This is a genomic window from Vibrio sp. S234-5 (assembly GCF_000960595.1).
GTDB lineage: Bacteria > Pseudomonadota > Gammaproteobacteria > Enterobacterales > Vibrionaceae > Vibrio.
The window spans coordinates 73023-88317 of the sequence record NZ_JZAM01000128.1; the positions used below are offsets into that span (position 1 = coordinate 73023).

14 protein-coding genes and 1 pseudogene are annotated in these 15295 nt (G+C 47.5%); 6 read left to right on the forward strand and 9 right to left on the reverse strand.

All coding sequences use genetic code 11. The annotated features are described in order from the left end of the window. Nucleotides 1-8: 8 nt before the first annotated feature. The 3 genes from UF06_RS05105 to ectA are packed head-to-tail and all read right to left on the reverse strand — an operon-like array spanning nucleotide 9 to nucleotide 2241. On the reverse strand, nucleotides 9-395 hold the full coding sequence (locus tag UF06_RS05105; protein ID WP_045569486.1) for an ectoine synthase: 387 nt from the start codon (nucleotides 393-395) through the stop codon (nucleotides 9-11). A 13-nt stretch (nucleotides 396-408) separates the two neighbouring features. Continuing rightward, nucleotides 409-1674, reverse strand: coding sequence for a diaminobutyrate--2-oxoglutarate transaminase (gene ectB, locus UF06_RS05110; protein WP_045569487.1), 1266 nt, complete (start codon nucleotides 1672-1674; stop codon nucleotides 409-411). A gap of 24 nt (nucleotides 1675-1698) precedes the next feature. Then, nucleotides 1699-2241 (reverse strand): diaminobutyrate acetyltransferase, encoded by a 543-nt coding sequence (gene ectA, locus UF06_RS05115; protein WP_082069581.1) that lies wholly within the window; start codon nucleotides 2239-2241, stop codon nucleotides 1699-1701. A 391-nt stretch (nucleotides 2242-2632) separates the two neighbouring features. On the opposite strand from ectA, the gene UF06_RS05120 reads away from it, so the two are divergent. Continuing rightward, nucleotides 2633-3505 carry a hypothetical protein gene (locus tag UF06_RS05120; RefSeq protein WP_045569488.1) on the forward strand — a complete coding sequence of 291 codons (873 nt, stop codon included), beginning with the start codon at nucleotides 2633-2635 and terminating at the stop codon, nucleotides 3503-3505. 48 nt (nucleotides 3506-3553) lie between these two features. Here the strand turns inward: UF06_RS05120 and cyoE are convergent, their stop codons facing one another. From cyoE to cyoA, 5 genes and pseudogenes are all read right to left on the reverse strand, one after another. Next, on the reverse strand, nucleotides 3554-4420 hold the full coding sequence (gene cyoE, locus UF06_RS05125) for a heme o synthase (protein ID WP_045569489.1): 867 nt from the start codon (nucleotides 4418-4420) through the stop codon (nucleotides 3554-3556). 1 nt (nucleotide 4421) lies between these two features. Then, a complete protein-coding gene (gene cyoD / locus UF06_RS05130; RefSeq protein ID WP_039436599.1) occupies nucleotides 4422-4742 on the reverse strand; it encodes a cytochrome o ubiquinol oxidase subunit IV in 321 nt (106 codons plus the stop codon). Further along, nucleotides 4742-5332, reverse strand: a complete 591-nt coding sequence (cyoC, locus tag UF06_RS05135; protein ID WP_045569490.1) for a cytochrome o ubiquinol oxidase subunit III — start codon at nucleotides 5330-5332, stop codon at nucleotides 4742-4744. The genes cyoD and cyoC overlap by 1 nt, the downstream gene beginning before the upstream one ends. A 43-nt stretch (nucleotides 5333-5375) precedes the next feature. After that, nucleotides 5376-7355 (reverse strand): annotated as a pseudogene (gene cyoB / locus UF06_RS05140) (cytochrome o ubiquinol oxidase subunit I); the annotation flags it as partial. 3 nt (nucleotides 7356-7358) lie between these two features. Continuing rightward, nucleotides 7359-8258, reverse strand: coding sequence for a ubiquinol oxidase subunit II (cyoA, locus tag UF06_RS05145; RefSeq protein ID WP_082069579.1), 900 nt, complete (start codon nucleotides 8256-8258; stop codon nucleotides 7359-7361). Nucleotides 8259-9017: 759 nt separating this feature from the next. Between cyoA and UF06_RS05150 the strand changes: the two genes are divergently transcribed. The 3 genes from UF06_RS05150 to UF06_RS05160 all read left to right on the forward strand — a co-directional run bounded on the left by UF06_RS05150 (nucleotide 9018) and on the right by UF06_RS05160 (nucleotide 12519). Further along, entirely contained in the window at nucleotides 9018-10373 is a 1356-nt protein-coding gene (locus UF06_RS05150) for a diguanylate cyclase (protein WP_045569492.1), read from the forward strand. 96 nt (nucleotides 10374-10469) lie between these two features. Further along, on the forward strand, nucleotides 10470-11204 hold the full coding sequence (locus tag UF06_RS05155; protein WP_045569493.1) for a transporter substrate-binding domain-containing protein: 735 nt from the start codon (nucleotides 10470-10472) through the stop codon (nucleotides 11202-11204). A 46-nt stretch (nucleotides 11205-11250) separates the two neighbouring features. Beyond that, complete coding sequence (locus UF06_RS05160) at nucleotides 11251-12519, forward strand: HD domain-containing phosphohydrolase (RefSeq protein ID WP_045569494.1); 1269 nt, start codon at nucleotides 11251-11253, stop codon at nucleotides 12517-12519. Here UF06_RS05160 and UF06_RS05165 read toward each other — a convergent pair. Further along, a complete protein-coding gene (locus UF06_RS05165) occupies nucleotides 12516-13442 on the reverse strand; it encodes an EamA family transporter (protein ID WP_045569495.1) in 927 nt (308 codons plus the stop codon). The two genes, UF06_RS05160 and UF06_RS05165, sit on opposite strands and share 4 nt — an antisense overlap. Nucleotides 13443-13715: 273 nt before the next feature. Here UF06_RS05165 and rnk point away from each other — a divergent pair, with 273 nt between their 5' ends. Together rnk and UF06_RS05175 are read left to right on the forward strand one after the other, a co-directional pair. Next, the gene (gene rnk / locus UF06_RS05170) at nucleotides 13716-14123 is read left to right on the forward strand and encodes a nucleoside diphosphate kinase regulator (protein WP_045569496.1); all 408 of its coding nucleotides are present in this window, start codon (nucleotides 13716-13718) and stop codon (nucleotides 14121-14123) included. 249 nt (nucleotides 14124-14372) lie between these two features. After that, complete coding sequence (locus tag UF06_RS05175; RefSeq protein WP_052702524.1) at nucleotides 14373-15191, forward strand: transporter substrate-binding domain-containing protein; 819 nt, start codon at nucleotides 14373-14375, stop codon at nucleotides 15189-15191. Nucleotides 15192-15295: the final 104 nt, after the last annotated feature.

A 15295-nucleotide genomic window follows, 5' to 3' on the forward strand; every position in this document is an offset into this window, starting at 1 on the left:
AGGTTGAATCAGTCAACCAGCGGGTAGACGCCGTGCTCGTCGTGCACCTCTGCGCCAGTGATTGGCGGATTAAACACACACGCCATCACCATCTCTTTGTTTTTATAGGCGCGCAGGAAATGTTCGTCATGCTTATCGAGGATGTACAAAGTGCCGGGTTTGATTGGGTAGGTCTCGCCACCCACCACTTCGATCTCACCTTCGCCGCTGATGCAGTACACCGATTCAAGGTGGTTTTTGTAGTGGATATGGGTTTCGCTATCTTGATAAATCGTGGTGATATGGAACGAAAAACCCATATTGTCGTCTTTAAGTAGCATGCGCACACTTTCCCAGTTTTGCGCAACCACACGACGTTCACTGTTTTGGCACTCTTCTAGCGTTCTTACAATCATTGTTCTTCCTTAGTTAACCGACGTTTTTAAAATGGCTGGCTGCGACGGATTCGACCGCCTGTTCGAAAATCTCTAGCCCTTGTTTGAGCTCGCTTTCGGTGATGGTCAGAGGCGAGAAAAACTTCACCACTTCATCATTTGGCCCGGCGGTTTCAATCACCATTTTTTTCTCAAAGCAGCTGGCGGCAATGGCTCTAGCGACTTCACCGTTTTGGCACTCAATGCCACTCATCATGCCGCGCCCTTTTTGACGTACGAACAGTTCTGGAAAGCGCTGCACCGCTCTAGTGACAACGTCACTCACTTGCTGCGCACATTGCTGAATGTGACGGCTAAAGTCATCATTCGACCAGTAGATTTCCAGTGCGCTGGTCGCAGTGACAAAAGCGTGGTTATTGCCGCGAAACGTGCCGTTGTGTTCACCGGGTTTCCAAACATCAAGCTCAGGTTTGAGCAGCACCACCGCCATCGGTAAACCATAACCGCTGAGTGATTTCGACAGCGTCACCATATCTGGCACGATGCCCGCAGGTTCAAAGCTGAAAAACATTCCTGTGCGACCACAACCCGCTTGAATGTCATCGACAATCAGTAAAATATCGTGGCGCTTACAGAGCGCACTGAGGCGTTTAAGCCAAGAGCTCGACGCGGCGTTTAAGCCCCCTTCCCCCTGCACGGTTTCTAACAGAACCGCCGCTGGTTTATCCATACCCGCAGAGTTGTCACCGAGCATGGTTTCAAACAGCGCCAGACCGTCGACGCCCGCATAGCCTTCAAACGGAATACGAGTGATGTTAGGCAAAGTTATGCCCGCGCCTTGACGATGGTGCTGGTTACCTGTCGCCGCCAGCGCTCCTGCGCTACAGCCGTGAAAACCGTTGGTGAAAGCCACCACATTGCTTCTGCCTTTCACTTTACGCGCCAGTTTCAGCGCCGCTTCCACCGCGTTGGTCCCTGTTGGACCTGTAAACTGCATTTTGTAGTCAAGCGATCTAGGTTGCAGAATTAAGCGTTGGAAGGTGTCCAAAAAGGTGGCTTTGGCACTGGAGTGCATGTCCAACCCGTGGGTTAAACCGTCCATTTCAATGTATTGAAGTAGCGCTTGTTTTAGGACAGGGTTGTTGTGGCCGTAGTTGAGAGATCCTGCACCGGCAAGGAAATCTAAGTAGCGCTCTCCATTTTCCGTTTCCAGCCAACACCCTTTAGCTTTGTGAAAGACCACCGGAAAGTGGTTTGAATATGAACGAACGTTGGATTCTTGCTGAGTAAAAATATCCATGTTGAGACCGTTTTTGATTCCTATTTATTGAGGAGTGTCTAGCGGAATACGATAGAGATATTCCGTATCGTGTTTGCCTTTGAAATGGGCGTCTTCATCGAGAAAAGTAGTCACTTTGCCTCGTTTGCCGTGCTGCTCATCCAGCTTTTCAAACAGCGCCCAAGAGGCTTGATTTTGTTCGGTAATGGTGGTTTCGACCGCTCGAACCTGTTTAAGCTGCTGACGATTGAGTAGCTTGTCGAGCATGCGAAATGCCAAGCCCTTACCGCGATAGCGAGGCGCCACCGCAACTTGCCAAACGAACAGTACGTCAGGCTCTTCCGGTTTCTGATAGCCGGAGATAAAACCCGCGACATCGCCTTTGTGTTCGGCAACGATGCAGGTTTGGCGAAAGTGGGTCGATTGCAGAAAATTGCAGTAGGATGAGTTCATATCCAGTGGCGGACAATCGGCGATCAAACTGTAGATCGCATCGCCATCGGTCACTTTCGGTTGTCTAAAGGTCCATTTATTGGCTGAGTGTTGTGCAATTTCAGGGTACATCACCCAGGGAGCAGAAGTAATCATATGCAGATACATTTCCATCGAGCTCTAATTAAAATTCCTATTTATTATGGCCATTATCGGCGGTTAAAAAAAAAAAAAATGGCCTTTTCATTGCCAAAATCGTGATAACTATCACACAAAATAACCCATAAACGCAAATTAAATAATTAGAACACAAAACTTTAATCTAACAACAAAACGCTTATTAAAAGATGAGGGAGGATTATCTAAGTGACTTGATTACTCAGAAAAATCCTTTATACCTTAACGTTAAACACCTCATTTCGTGACTTAGATCACACTTAACGGGATGGTTGTCCGTTTTTAAAATGATTCGTACTCTAAATTTATTATCCTAATCAGAAGGGGTCACTCTCAGAAAACAATCAAGACAAAACAATGGGATATCGATATGCGAATTTTACTCACTCTGATCGCGCTGATGAGCTTGCTCGTGCCAGCCATCGCAGAAGAGCAAAGCTATTCACAAAGCGAACTGCTCGACCGACCACTGATGGAAAGGTACATACTGGATGAACTCAAAGCGCTGCGCCAAGACCAACAGGATTTGGAAAGACGCCTAACGGTACAGATCACCGATCGCGAGCTGACCGTGGCGGATAAATCACTCAACTATGCCAACGTCACGGTCACCTACTTTTTCTACATTATCGCTGGGGTTGCGTCGCTGATCGCTTTTGTCGGTTGGCAATCACTGCGTGAGTTTAAGCACAACACCATAGAGATGGCGGACAAGCGTTTGGAAACCATTGCAGAAAAATACGAGAAGAAGTTCATCGCGCTTGAACGAGATTTGAAGCGTAAAACTCGCATCATCAGCGAAAACAACCGAGAAATTGAGATCATCAACGAGATCCACAACTTGTGGCTGCGCGCACAAAGCATGCCTACCGCAGAGCAAAGAATCGATGTGTACGATGAAATTCTTGCCATTCGGCCGGGCGATTTGGAAGCGTTAACTTATAAAGCCGACGCTGCGATGGAGATCAGAGAATACAACTGGGCACTGAGCCTGTGTAATCGTGTGTTGGAGATGGACAACACCAACGGCCCGGCGCTCTATCAACGTGCTTGTGCCTATTCGCGATTGGGGGTGGAGGAGCAAGCGATTGAAGATCTGCAACGTGCGATTGACGCCAGTCCTTCCATCCGCGATTTGATCAACAATGAGCCCGATTTAGAAAGCCTGCAGGGCAATCCGCATTTTGACCGTCTGTTTAGTCGTAGCAGTGAGCGAATGACGCAAGAAGGCAGTTTGGAATGAAGCGATGGGCGCAGCGAAACACGCTGCGCCCATGTAAAAGCGGAAAGTTTAGATCGAGAGCGGCAACAGTTCCATGCCTAACACACCGCTGATGCTCATCACCACCAGCAGCGAAATTTTAAACACCGAGCGCGCCCAGCTTTCGTAATTCTGCTGCGTTACAGGTTTAAATGTAACAAGCAGCCAATAGCCACTCACCAACGACGCCACGGCCAGATACTCATACCCCGCACTGCCAAGTGCAAACAAGGCGAACGCCACAACGGCAAACGCCACCACATACGCCTTCATATGGCGCTGCGCTTTTTCAATCCCGTCAATCACAGGCAATACCGGAATGCCCGCTTGGCGATAGTCATTTAAACGGAACATGGCGATGGCGTAGGAGTGCGGCATTTGCCACAGGCAGAACAAGACGAACAGCAGTACGGCTTCAATATCGATGTAGTTGGTGACGGCTAAATAGCCGACCAGCGGCGGTACGGCACCAGAGATGCTGCCCACTAGCGTGCCGTACACTGAGGTGCGTTTGTATATCATGGTGTAGAAAAAGACATAAAACACGTAGCCAAGCAGCACGATCACCGTCGAGAGCGGATTGACCAAGGTATACAAGGTGGCGGTCCCGGCCAGCAGCATCACCAAAGCATAGACAAACGCGTGGTCGCTGTTGACTTTACCCAGCACTAAGTCGCGCTTCGCAGTACGCGCCATTTTGACATCGATATCGCGATCAAAAATATTGTTGATCACGCAACCAGAGGCAATCACCAGCGCCACGCCAAGTAAGGTTGGCCACATCAGATCCCAGTTCGCCCCTTCCGTTTTTGCAGCGAGGAAAAACCCCGCTGCAACGGAAATCAGATTACCGAAAATGATGCCTGGCTTAGTAATAGACAGGTAACTTTTCAGCATCTCACACCTTTAACATCATGTTTTGATGCAAGTGCCACATGATCCACAGAGAGCCCGCGACCAGAATAAGCACCACAATGGCACTGAACACTAAGGAGACCATGTTCCAACGGCCATCTTCACTTTTCACTTCCATGTGTAGGAAGTAGGCAAAGTGAACGACGATCTGCACCACAGCGCAGCCAAGCAGCACAGCGTAGGTTACCGCTTGTGGCAGGCTTTGTGACCACGCAAAATAGAAAGGGATCACGGTTAGAACCAGTGCAAACACAAACCCTTTCACGTAGTCACGCGCACCTGTATCTGCATGTTGATTGCTCATTACATTACTCCTAACAGGTAAACGATGGTGAAGACACAGATCCAGACGATGTCAAGGAAGTGCCAGAACAAGCTCAAGCATTGGAAACGCGTTTCCATCATGGCGTTGAGACCTTTAGTGCTCAGTTGGTGGTAACACACCGCCAGCCAGATCAAACCAAAGCTCACGTGCAGACCATGCGTGCCCACCAGCGTGAAGAAAGCAGAGAGGAACGCGCTGCGCTGCGGGCCAAACCCTTCTTCAATCAGGTGATGGAACTCGTAGATCTCCATGGCAATAAAGCCCAAGCCGAGCAAGAAAGTGATGGCGAGCCAACGCTTCATCATCGTCACATCGCGACGTTTCATCGCGATCATGCCAAAACCAAAGGTGATACTGCTCAGCAGCAGTAACATGGTTTCGGTGAAGACGAACGGCAATTCAAAAATATCTTTGCCGATCGGCCCGCCCGCGTTGGCAGAAACCAACACGGCGTAAGTGGCAAACAGAGTGGCAAACAGAATGCAGTCACTCATCAGGTAGATCCAGAAACCGAATAGCTTGTTGCCACCGGTATCGTGGTGATCGTGAGCGTGAGCATCAGCGTGCATAGGTCACCTCCATCTCATCTTTCTTCTCTGGCGCGTTGTGAGCCTGCTTCGCTTGTGCCCATTTTGCACGTCGCTCAGCTTCAATCGCTTTGATTTCGTCCACTTGCACGTAGTAGTCCACGTCGTCGTTGTAGCAGTGTCTGATACAGGTGATCACAATACCGACCAAGCTTGCCGCCGCCAGCCACCAGATGTACCAGATCATCGCAAAACCAAAGGCCATTGCCCACGCGGAAACATACATCCCCGTTGGGGTATTTTTCGGCATGTGGATTGGCTCGTACTCGACCTCGTTCATTGGATCAAACTCACCACGCTGCTTCTGATACCAGAAGGCATCAATCTCGTCGCCTTTCGGCAAAATGGCGAAATTATAGAATGGCGGTGGAGAAGAGGTTGACCACTCCAGCGTACGTGCATCCCACGGGTCGCCAGTCAGGTCAAGGTTCTGCTTGCGATCGCGAATGCTGACAAAAATCTGCACGAACTGGCACAAAACGCCCAGCGCGATCACTGCCGTACCTGCTGCGGCAATCGCCAACAGAGGGAAGAACTCAGGGTTAAGATCTTGGCTGATACGACGCGTCATGCCCATAAAGCCGAGCGCATACAGCGGCAAGAAGGCCATACAGAAGCCGATAATCCAGCAGTAAAATGCACGTTTGCCCCACGCTTCGTTGAGCGTGAAACCGGTCGCTTTCGGGAACCAGTACGTTATCGCTGCGAAACAGCCAAACACGACCCCGCCGATGATCACGTTATGGAAATGCGCAATCAAAAATACCGAGTTGTGCAGCACGAAATCGGCGCCCGGAACAGACATCAACACACCGGTCATGCCACCAATGGTAAAGGTGATCAAAAAGCCCACCGTCCAAAGCATGGGCGTGGTGAACTTGATGCGGCCTTTGTACATAGTGAACAGCCAGTTAAAGATTTTCACCCCGGTCGGGATGGAAATGATCATGGTCGCGATACCAAAGAAGGCGTTCACGTTTGCGCCAGAGCCCATGGTAAAGAAGTGATGTAACCAAACCACGAAAGCCAGCACGGTAATCACAATCGTTGCCCACACCAAAGAGGTGTAACCAAACAGTTTCTTGCGCGCAAATGTCGCGGTCACTTCCGAGAACACACCGAACACTGGCAGCACAAGAATGTACACTTCTGGGTGGCCCCAAGCCCAAATCAGGTTGACATACATCATCATGTTGCCGCCCATGTCATTGGTGAAGAAGTGCATGCCGAGGTAGCGATCCAGCGTCAGCAGCGCGATCGTCACGGTCAGGATCGGGAACGAAATGATGATCAAAATGTTGGCGCAGAGAGAAGCCCAAGTGAACACGGGCATCTTCATCATCGGCATGGATGGCACACGCATACGCAAAATGGTGACAAAGAAGTTCACCCCAGAGAGCGTCGTTCCCACACCGGAAATTTGCAGCGCCCAAATCCAGTAGTCGACCCCGACGCCCGGGCTGGCATCAATACCAGACAGCGGCGGATACGCCAGCCAACCCGTACGGCCAAATTCACCGAGACCAAGCGACAAGTTCGTCAGCACCACACCGACCATGAACAACCAGAAGCTCAAGTTGTTCAGGTATGGGAAGGCAACGTCACGGGCACCGATCTGCAGCGGAACAATGATGTTCATCAGACCAATCACCAGCGGCATGGCAACAAAGAAAATCATAATCACACCGTGCGCGGTGAAGATCTGATCGTAGTGGTGCTGCGGTAAGTAGCCCGCCTCGCCTGCCGAGGAGAGCAGTTGTTGGCTACGCATCATTACCGCATCGGCAAAACCGCGTAGTAGCATCACCATCGCAACGGCAATGTACATAAAGCCCAGTTTTTTGTGGTCTACCGAGGTAAACCATTCATTCCATAAATATTGCCATTTGCCTGCTTTGGTGACTAAAGCCACCACTGCAAGACCCGCAAGGGCAACTACGGCCAACGTAATCATGATGATAGGTTCATGATACGGAATCGATTCAAGCGTTAATCTACCAAACATGGGTTATCCTTCATCTTCGACCAGACAAGCCGCATCAAAGCTCGCGTTCATTGAGCCCGGATACTGAGTCACCACGTTGGCGAACAGTTCTGGGACGACGGTGGAGAAGTACTTCACTGGTGCATCAATGGTTGGCTGCGCCAACGCCTTGTATGCAGGCAGATCCGGCAATTGATCGGGGCTCGATTTCACTTGGTTAACCCAAGCATCAAAGCTCGCCTGATCGGCCGTTGCGGTCGCGGTAAACTTCATGTGCGAGAACCCTTCACCGCTATAGCTCGCGGCAACACCATCAAAATCACCATCATGATTGGCAATCAAGTGCAGGCGCGTCACCATGCCTGGCATCGCGTAAATCTGGCTGCCCAAACTTGGAATGAAGAAGGAGTTCATGATGTTGTCTGAGGTGAGTTTAAACTCGATAGGCACATCTTTAGGAAAAACAACATGATTGGTGGTCGCGATATGCCGCTCTGGGTAGATAAACAGCCACTGCCAATCCAAGGAAACCACTTCGATGGTCATCGGTTTGACATCGCTGACCAGCGGTTTTGAGGGCTCCAATTCATGGGTAGAACGCCAAGTGATGGTGGCAAGCACCGCGATGATGATGATAGGAATCGTCCATACCACCACCTCAATTTTGGTCGAATGAGACCATTCAGGTGCGTACTCTTCTTCCGTATTCGCTGCGCGGTATTTGAAGGAGAAGTAGATAGTCATCAGGATCACGGGGATCACCACAATGAGCATCAACAACAGAGCTGTAATGATCAACTCTTTTTCCTGAACACCAATAGCGCCTTTCGGATTGAGCAAAGCATAATCGCATCCACAGAGCATGAGCGCGGCAATAGCAAGCCCAGCCCTCGACAAGATGCGTATATATCTTGAGGCTTTCATTTACTTTCTCGATGTCTTGATGACCTTTATTGGTTGCGCTTGTACGTTGCAAGCTCAGTGCAATAAGGTCGTTATAGTCATTAGAATTATATTTTGTTGAGCATATGCAACATCGACAATGAATCGTTCACAATTGGCAACATGAAATAAAAACCTATATTTCATGTGGTTAAATTGTTACACGATGCAATACTTTGTTACATTCGCGCAATTATGCTTGTATCAAAAATGAAGCTCACCACCTGATTGCGAAAACTTACATTTCACAAATAGTGTTTTAAACGTTAAAAACATTACTTTTTAGAAGGAAATTCTTCATCACCGAACAGATTTGCTTGCAAACAAACAATTCACCCTATGTATTGATTGCAAGTGCAATATTGAAAATAAAAATCCCCTGTCGAAAATAAAATCTTTCTCTCTTTTAGAAAAGCAGGTAAACACTCATCTTTCATTGCTAATAAAATAGAAATCGCCTAAAAGAAATAGGTAAAAACATCATCAATACTATCTGATAAATTAATTTTATTTTAAGAGAATAACGTTTTTAACTGTTCATATAGGAGCAAGTAATTCGATTCGTTATCTTCTTTGCATGGCAGATCTACCCAATATTTACTTTTAGTGATCATTTCCACTGACTTGGGTTATCAAATAGCCTTCACCTGAGATACCTGACTGAAATATTTACGCATTTTAGCAAACTAGACTATACTCAACACATTTCAATCATCGCGAAGAGAGAAAGGACAAACAAGCATGATAAGACTGGTTGATCGCAGCTTTGTTTCCACAAGATCTGTGTTATCCGTTATCTCTTGGCTATTTTTCATGCTCGCTGTCGCTATCATTGGCAGCCTCTATTACCTCCTTATTTCTTTGGACGATATGTCTGCATCTGAGTTCAAACAACGCGTTTCACTGGCATTAGACGTAGAAAAAAAGCATCATCAAGATATATTGAGTGAATATACTTATTGGGATGAAGCCTATTTTAAAATATTTCACGAAAACGACGAAGAATGGGTAAGAATCAATACTGGTAGCTTTTTAATTAATAGCTATAATTTATCTTTTAGCTTGGCATTTGAAAAAAGGCTCAATAAGTCACTGTTAGTCAATAATGAAAATAGTCAAGCATTAACCGTTGATGAGATTATGAACGATGATTTTAATCAACTCAGTGACACAAACTATCCAAATGAAGAAGAAAAAAAGCTCACCAGCGGCTACATCACGATCAATAACGATCTCTATCTAATCGTTGTTGGTCCTTTTATTGACGAATCCACCTACCAGCCACGGGAAAACGGTTTTCTGGTGATTGGAATAAAGATGGACAGCGATTACATTTTATACTTAGCCAAAAAGTATAATTTGGGTCATCTTAGTGTTGCGTCAAGCACTCACGTTGCCAGCAAAGATGAAGAGAGCATGATACTGCTTTCACCAACAGGCACACCAGCGGCGAAGATCATTTGGATGCCGAATTTGCCCAGCACCGCCGTGCTGCCAAATATTACGCTGATCATTATTCTCTTTTCACTAGTGGCGATTGTTGTTACTCGCTATATTCTCTTGGCTGAACAGAAAAATCGCACCGCCTACGAGAATAAAATTTATCTCGAAGCCACACGAGATAGCCTGACCAATATTAGTAATCGGCGTCATTTTATGGAGCAAGCCAACAAAGAGTTCACCTCCGCACGTAAGAATAATGAACGTTTCTTTGTGCTTGTTTTAGACCTCGACCACTTTAAAGCCATTAACGATACCTATGGACATAGAAGTGGTGATAAAGCGCTGATTCATTTTGTCCGCTTGTGCGAACAACATTTATCTGAAAGAGACATTTTTGGTCGCATTGGCGGTGAAGAGTTTGCACTAGTACTCTCTCGTTACAATCGCAGCCACGCGATGTACAAAGCTTATGCCATTCGCAAAGCGGTGATGGAAAACCCTCTTCACGAAAAACGTCAAACCATCAGCATGACCGTCAGTATCGGTGTGGCTGAATGTACCAACCAAGCTACGCTGGATGAACTGTTGGAAGAGGCAGATAAGGCCATGTATCAGGCCAAACACGCTGGTAGAAACCAAGTAATCCAACTTTGACAATAAGCTTTTAAGAAATCGAAAAGTGACCAGCAAGCGTTTGATTCTCGTCTAGCTTTAACTATGCTCAAAGAAACCCTGACTGAGGAAAATCGTATGACACTATTAAAACAGACATTGATTTCACTGGCCTTGCTCTTTTCTCCCTTGCTCAAAGCCGATGTACTGACTCTCACCTCGCTTGACTGGCCGCCTTACTCTTCTCAACAGCTAAAACAGAAAGGTGCTTCGATCGCGGTCGTTAGCGCTGCGCTTAAAGAGATGGGGCATGAACTGAAAGTCGAGTTCTATCCGTGGGAACGGGCTGTTCATTTGGCAAAAAACGACGCTCGCTACGCAGGTTACTTTCCTGAATATTTGTTTGAATCCAGTGACCTACTTTTTTCAGATTCCATTGGCCTTGGTCCTCTAGGCTTTGCCGAAAACAAAGCTATGCCTGTGCAATGGTCCACACTAGCGGATCTTAAGCCGTATACTATCGGCGTGGTACGCGGTTACGTGAATACTGATGAGCTCGACCAAATGATCGCCAACGGCACGTTGAAATCCGAAGCGGTAAACAGCGATAGCCAAAACCTAACTAAGTTAGGGCACAAACGTATTCCGCTGGCCGTCATCGACAGTAACGTTTTCCAATATTTGATCGACAACACGCCCTCTTTGCAAGCTTTCAAAGCCGATTTACAGATGAACCCGAAACTGCTGGTCGAGAAATCTCTCCACGTTGCTTTTACTAATAACCAAGATGGCCAACGTTGGCAGGAGATTCTAAATCAAGGCCTAAAACGCATCGACGTCGACAAAATCATGGCGGATTATTTGGCAAAATAGCGAGTGTCGTTTGCAATGGTTTCACTAAATCAGGGAGAACATATTCATGCATTTTGCTCGAGAGGCTTTGAAGCGGATAGTCGTCTCTAGCCTTTTTATCAGCGTGTTAGCCGGTTATGTCGCATGGACGATTGCCGTCGAGAGCGCAGAAAAGGAGACGGTCAATTTAGCCATAGAAGCCTCTTATGGAGCCGTCGCGCATTTTCAACTTCCCGTTTCGAACGATGCCGAATTTAAACAAAAGGGGTTACAGACTACCAACAGCTTAATCTTAGATTGGTTTGACATAGCCGAAATGTATGACCGCTCAGGCAAAAAAATCGCAGAATCTTTAACACCAACAGGGCACGCGATCGAGAGTGCCCTTCCTCATCATGTGACTCCCACCAACAACACCGCATCCTATGAAAGCCTTCATCTAAAGAGCGGAGAGTGGATTTTGCGCACATTCGTTCCGCTTGAAACAAACAACCAGCGCTGGGGTTACCTTGAAGGGGTACGGGTGGTTCCTGATTGGCAACGCAATGACATACGCAACTTTTCACTTTGGGTGTCCGTGATTGCAGCCAGTTCAGCTTGGCTTTGTGCCATCATCATCTATCCCCTTATCCTCTTCCTCAACAAACAGAATGTCCGCTACACTGCTGCGATGAAAACAGCCAATATCGATATGATGTTCACGATGGGGAAAGCGATTACCCTCAGAGATTGCGATACGGGCGCTCATAACTACCGCGTTGCATGGTTAGCCAGTGAGCTGGCGGAAGAAAGTGGCCACGATCTCAAAGCGATGAAAGCGCTCATTTTAGGTAGCTATCTTCACGATGTCGGGAAGATTGCTATTTCAGACCGTATTTTGCTTAAGCCCGGAAAGTTGTCTGACAGTGAAATGGACATCATGAAATCCCATGTTAATGAAGGTGTTAGAATGATAGAAGGCATTCCTTGGCTCGAAGACGCCAAACCCATCATTGAATCACATCACGAAAAATGGGACGGCAGTGGCTACCCGAACCGACTTTCTGGCGAAACCATCCCACTGAACGCACGTATATTTGCTATTGCCGACGTCTTTGATGCCTTATGTGCTAAACGGCCCTATAAAGAACCCTTTAGCTTTGAGAAAGCACTCTCGATCATTGTTGAAGGGAAAGGTTTCCATTTTGATCCCACCCTAGTTGAACACTTTCATCGCATCGCTAAACGCCTGTACGACACTATCTGCATGGCAGACGAAGAAACCTGTCGGAGCCTAATGAGCGCGAAAATAGAGCAATATTTCTTTATTGATAACCACGGCGACACTCTTCGTTAATCGCTATTTTTAACAGCCAAGACTTCCTTGTTGGTGACTTTGCGAGAAAACAGCGATTGCCCGAACACGTTAATCACCAGACCAAGCGCAATCACCACAACGCCGAGTATTTGGAACACGCTGAGGTTTTCGTCCAACAATACCCATGCACTAAGCAAACCAAATACCGGAACCAAGAGTGAAAGCGGAGCAACCATGGCGGTTGGATAGCGGCTTAACAAGTTGCTCCAGCCGCCATAACCAACGATGGTCGCGAGCAACGAAAGGTAAACAATTGACAGCACATTATGCCACTCAATATGCACCAATGAATCGACGATCTGCGACTGCCCTTCGACCACAAAAGAAGCGATAAAAAATGCAACGGTTGGCACCAAAGCACTCCAAACGATCAGAGACATCGTCGGTACTGCGTAACGTTGCATGATCACCTTGTTGGTAATGTTGCCCAGCGCCCAGCACGTCGCAGCCCCCAAAATCAGCACCAAGGTAAACAGCGTGACAGAAGCACTGCCTTGCTCTTGAGCAGCCGCCAGTAAATAAATACCAATACCAGCAATGCTCACCGCAATAACATTGTGCATGCGAACGCGCTCTTTAAGCAGCACTACACCCAAAAGCAAGGTGATAAAAGCTTGTGCTTGCAATAGTAGCGATGCTAACCCAGCCGCAAGTCCCACATTCAACGCCCAGAAAAGCAGCGCAAATTGCCCAAAGCTGATGGTCAGCCCATAAGCGCACAGCCATTTAAGGGGTAGCTTGGGACGTGGAATAAACAAGATCGCCGGGAAAACCACCACAGCGAATCGTAAGCCCGCCAAGAGTAGCGGCGGCATGCCCTGCAAACCCACTTTGATCACCACAAAATTCACGCCCCACACCATCACAATAGTTAAGGCCAATAATCGGTCACGAAAAGACATGTTTATCCTTATGTAAAGTGCGGTATCTGAAAGTAGAACGCGAATCTCACCGGCCTTTAACAAACCTTGCGCTCAAACAACTGATAGGACAGACTGCCCTATTTACAATTGGATAACAAGCCATCAGGCCGTTGTACAGAGATAGAAAACAAAACACATATCGATTACAATGGCACGGCTTGTTTGTGTTACTCACATGAAGTGACAAAATTACCTGTATTTCCTATGCCGCCCTAATTTTATTGGGGCGGCATTTCATTTAGGAGCAAATCAATGACAAACAAACCTTCGATCATCGTATCGACACTCGATATGGACCGTATTAGCACATTACTGGAAAAGGCAACCCAATGGTCTGTAGAGCTAGAGAAATTGGAAGATGAGCTCGACCGAGCAACCGTAATGGCTTCCAGTGACATGCCAAGCGACGTGGTTACCATGAATTCCACGGTCTGCTTTAAATTTGTTGGTAGCGATAACAGTATGGAAAAAACGCTGGTTTACCCTGATCAAGTTCGCAGTAGTGAAGACATCTCGATCTTTGCCCCTGTCGGAAGTGCCCTGCTTGGCTTGTCGGTCGGCCAACAGCTAACCTGGCCAATGCCAGGCGGACAAGAAAAAACCATCGAAATCATTGATGTCGTTTATCAGCCAGAGCGTGCTGGTGATTTTCACCTCTAAACGTTAGGCTGTCTGGTGCAAAGAACAACCGCTTTGCACCAGGAGAGCTCAATTACAATCAACATTAAACCACTGGTTCAATGTACTGCATAGCATTCATGCAGACTCCGTCCTGATACTCACCGAACATTCTCAAGTTAACTCTTTGACGCTGTGATAGATTTATCAAAAACACAACCGCCTAAGCTCGCTAATGTGAAACATCAGCAGTAGACTACACTTAGTAAAAATCAGATACGGGCGTAATTGATGAAATACATATCGAATACAAGTGCCGTTCTGGCCATTTTTTTAGGTGCCGTTACCAGCGCGGCAGCTTCTGCCCGTCAACCCGTTGCGCTGGATCTCTACACTCAAGAGTTCCCGCCACTGCAATTTATGCTGGATGGTAAACCGCAAGGTTATGTGATCGAGTTTGTCACTGCACTCGTGCAAGACGCGTCTAAAACGATACCACTTGAGATCAAACAGATTCATTTCGCGCCTTGGAATCGCGCGATAAAGACCACCATAGAGACAGAGAACACGCTGTTTTTCTCCGTGTCACGTACTCCCGAGCGTGAAGATAAATTTCAATGGATTGGCCAAGTTTCGCCTTACAAAGTCGGCTTATATCGGCTGGCAAGCGGCCCTCAAGTCAGCGCCAAAAATTTAGAGGAATTGAAGGGCTATCGTTTCGGTTCGCAGGTCGGCAGCTCGTTTAGTGAACTGCTGGCAAAAAACGGCTTAGGTCAGGTCATTCCGGTAGAAAAGGGCAAAGAAGCCATCAGGCTGCTGCACACTCACCGCGTCGATTTTGCTCCCATGGTTGAGGCCAGTTTCCACTATCGAATGCAAGAATATGGCTACGACCCACATGAGTTTGTCAAAGTCATGAACGTTACCCCTTTGTGTCAGGATCTATGGCTGGTCACGGGCAATCACACTTCCGCTTCCGTGGTTGAGGCTTTGAGAAGCAGCTATAACAACTTGCAGCAACAAGCCTATCTCGAGCGACTCGTGGCAGAATTTACCCCGACCAGCGCTATCATGCTGCGCTACAGCGAGAGTAAGGCGACTCCGCGATAATGCCTTCACTGCTTCATTTTGACTCTACCCTGAAGTGAATTCATCACTGGCACTCCTACCCCGTTAGAGCGATAATCCCGCCCTTTGCGAGCAACCAGCTCAAC

Coding starts and splice junctions, on each gene's coding strand:
- UF06_RS05105 (WP_045569486.1), bottom strand. CDS start 395: ATGATTGTAAGAACGCTAGAAGAGTGCCAAAACAGTGAACGTCGTGTG.
- ectB (WP_045569487.1), bottom strand. CDS start 1,674: ATGGATATTTTTACTCAGCAAGAATCCAACGTTCGTTCATATTCAAAC.
- ectA (WP_082069581.1), bottom strand. CDS start 2,241: ATGATTACTTCTGCTCCCTGGGTGATGTACCCTGAAATTGCACAACAC.
- UF06_RS05120 (WP_045569488.1), top strand. CDS start 2,633: ATGCGAATTTTACTCACTCTGATCGCGCTGATGAGCTTGCTCGTGCCA.
- cyoE (WP_045569489.1), bottom strand. CDS start 4,420: ATGCTGAAAAGTTACCTGTCTATTACTAAGCCAGGCATCATTTTCGGT.
- cyoD (WP_039436599.1), bottom strand. CDS start 4,742: ATGAGCAATCAACATGCAGATACAGGTGCGCGTGACTACGTGAAAGGG.
- cyoC (WP_045569490.1), bottom strand. CDS start 5,332: ATGCACGCTGATGCTCACGCTCACGATCACCACGATACCGGTGGCAAC.
- cyoA (WP_082069579.1), bottom strand. CDS start 8,258: ATGAAAGCCTCAAGATATATACGCATCTTGTCGAGGGCTGGGCTTGCT.
- UF06_RS05150 (WP_045569492.1), top strand. CDS start 9,018: ATGATAAGACTGGTTGATCGCAGCTTTGTTTCCACAAGATCTGTGTTA.
- UF06_RS05155 (WP_045569493.1), top strand. CDS start 10,470: ATGACACTATTAAAACAGACATTGATTTCACTGGCCTTGCTCTTTTCT.
- UF06_RS05160 (WP_045569494.1), top strand. CDS start 11,251: ATGCATTTTGCTCGAGAGGCTTTGAAGCGGATAGTCGTCTCTAGCCTT.
- UF06_RS05165 (WP_045569495.1), bottom strand. CDS start 13,442: ATGTCTTTTCGTGACCGATTATTGGCCTTAACTATTGTGATGGTGTGG.
- rnk (WP_045569496.1), top strand. CDS start 13,716: ATGACAAACAAACCTTCGATCATCGTATCGACACTCGATATGGACCGT.
- UF06_RS05175 (WP_052702524.1), top strand. CDS start 14,373: ATGAAATACATATCGAATACAAGTGCCGTTCTGGCCATTTTTTTAGGT.